The organism is Streptomyces sp. NPDC014894 (assembly GCF_043080985.1).
In the GTDB taxonomy this organism is placed as follows: domain Bacteria; phylum Actinomycetota; class Actinomycetes; order Streptomycetales; family Streptomycetaceae; genus Streptomyces.
On record NZ_JBIBWD010000053.1, the window covers coordinates 1 to 2,126 of the forward strand.

Below are 2,126 nucleotides of genomic sequence, written 5' to 3' on the forward strand. Positions count from 1 at the left end.
TGGGGGTCGAGTGCTTGGCAGGCTTCGTCGAAGGCGTCGGTGAAGACGGGGAGGCGTTGGTAGAGGTCTTGTCCCATGCCGGGGTATTGGCAGCCCTGTCCGGGGAAGAGGAACACGGTCTGGTGGGAGGGTCCGCTGGTCGCGCCGGTGGTGACTCCGGGGTGGGGTGAGCGGTCCGCGACGGCTTGCAGGGCTTCGAGGAGCTGGGTGCGGCCGGTGGTGCTGATGACGGCCCAGTGTTCGAACACCGGTCGTGTCACCGTCAACGCGTGGGCGATGTCGGGCAGGGGGATGTGGGGGTTGCGTGTGAGGTGGTCGCGGAGGCGTCCGGCCTGGGCGGCGAGGGCTGAGGCGGTCTTCCCGGACAGGGGGAGGGATACGAAACCGTCGAGGGTTATGGGCTCGGCATCCGCCGGAGAAACCGCCGACAGGGGCATGAACCCATAGGCAGGATCCGACTCCGTACCTGCCAGCGGTGCGGTTGTGTCGTCAGGGCCTGTGCGAGCGACGACGACTGCGGGCGAGGACGTCGGCTTGGGCGCTGGTGCGGATTGCTGCTCGGTATCCAGGGTGGTGCTTGTCGGCTGCGGCTGCTCGGTTTCGGGTGTGGGGGGTTGTTGGAGGATGAGGTGGGCGTTGGTGCCGCTGACGCCGAAGGCGGAGATGGCTGCGGTGCGGGGGTGGGGGTGGTCGGGCCAGGGGGTGGGCTGGGTGAGGAGGGTGATGTTGCCGGTGGTCCAGTCGATGTGGGGTGAGGGGTGTTGTGCGTGGAGGGTCGGGGGGAGGTGGCTGTGGTGGAGCGCCTGGACCATTTTGATGAGTCCGGCGATGCCTGCTGCTGCTTGGGTGTGGCCGATGTTGGTTTTGAGGGAGCCGAGGTAGAGGGGCTGTTCGGGGGTGTGGTGCTGGCCGTAGGTGTTGAGGAGCGCGTGGGCTTCGATGGGATCCCCGAGCGTGGTGCCCGTGCCGTGGGCTTCCACCGCGTCGACGTCTGAGGGCGCGAGGCGCGCGTTCGCCAGGGCCTGTTGGATGACCCGCTCCTGGGCGGGTCCGTTGGGTGCGGTGAGTCCGTTGCTCGCGCCGTCCTGGTTGACCGCTGATCCGGGGATGACGGCGAGGATCGTGTTTCCCTGCTGGACGGCGTCGGTGAGTCGTTGGAGGACGATGAGTCCGGCGCCTTCGGACCAGCCGGTGCCGTCTGCCTCTGCGGCGAAGGCTTTGCAGCGGCCGTCGGGGGAGAGGCCGCCCTGTCGGCTGAATTCGAGGAAGATTTCGGGGGTGGCCATGACGGCTGCTCCGCCGGCGAGGGCGAGGTCGGATTCGTGGTGGCGGAGTGATTGGCAGGCGAGGTGGACGGCGACGAGGGAGGAGGAGCAGGCGGTGTCGATGGTGAGTGCGGGTCCGTGGAGGCCGAGGGTGTAGGCGATGCGTCCGGAGGCGACGGAGGGGGTGGTGCCGGTGAGGAGGTGTCCTTCGAGGTCGGTGTCTCCGTGGGCTCCGTAGTGGTTGGGGCTGATGCCGGTGAAGACCCCGGTCTGGGTGCCGGCGAGGTGGTGGGGGTTGATGCCCGCGTGTTCGAGGGCCTCCCACGCCGTCTCCAGGAGCAGCCGCTGTTGTGGGTCGATGGCGCGGGCTTCGCGGGGGGAGATGTTGAAGAAGGCTGGGTCGAACTGGTCCGCGTCGTGGAGGAAACCCCCGTACCGCGTCGATGAGGTCCCCGGCCTGCCGTGCAGGGGATCGTCGTCGGCCGCGTCGGCGGAAGCGGCTTCGGTTGGTTCGGTGTCCTGAGGGAGAAGGGCTTCGAGGTCCCAGCCGCGGTTGGTGGGGAAGGGGCCGATGACGTCGCGGCCCTCGGTGACCAGGTTCCAGAGGTCTTCGGGTGAGCGGACTCCGCCGGGGAATCGACAGCCCATGCCGACGATCGCGATGGGCTCGTCTTGATTGGTCTTCGTCGGGGTGTTGCTGGTGGTGGTGGGTTGCTGGGTGGCGGGGCTGAGTTTCTGGTGGAGGTGGGTGGTGAGTTCGTGGGGAGTGGGGTGGTCGAAGGCGAGGGTGGCGGGGAGTCGGAGGCCGGTGGTGTGGGTGAGGTGGTTGCGGAGCTGGACGGTGGTGAGGGAGTCGAAGCC

General features: G+C 68.4%; 1 protein-coding gene. It reads right to left on the reverse strand.

Annotation, left to right across the window (positions count from 1 at the left end):
* On the reverse strand, positions 1-2,126 hold a 2,126-nt coding region (locus tag ACF089_RS35880; protein ID WP_392036425.1), incomplete at both ends, for a beta-ketoacyl synthase N-terminal-like domain-containing protein.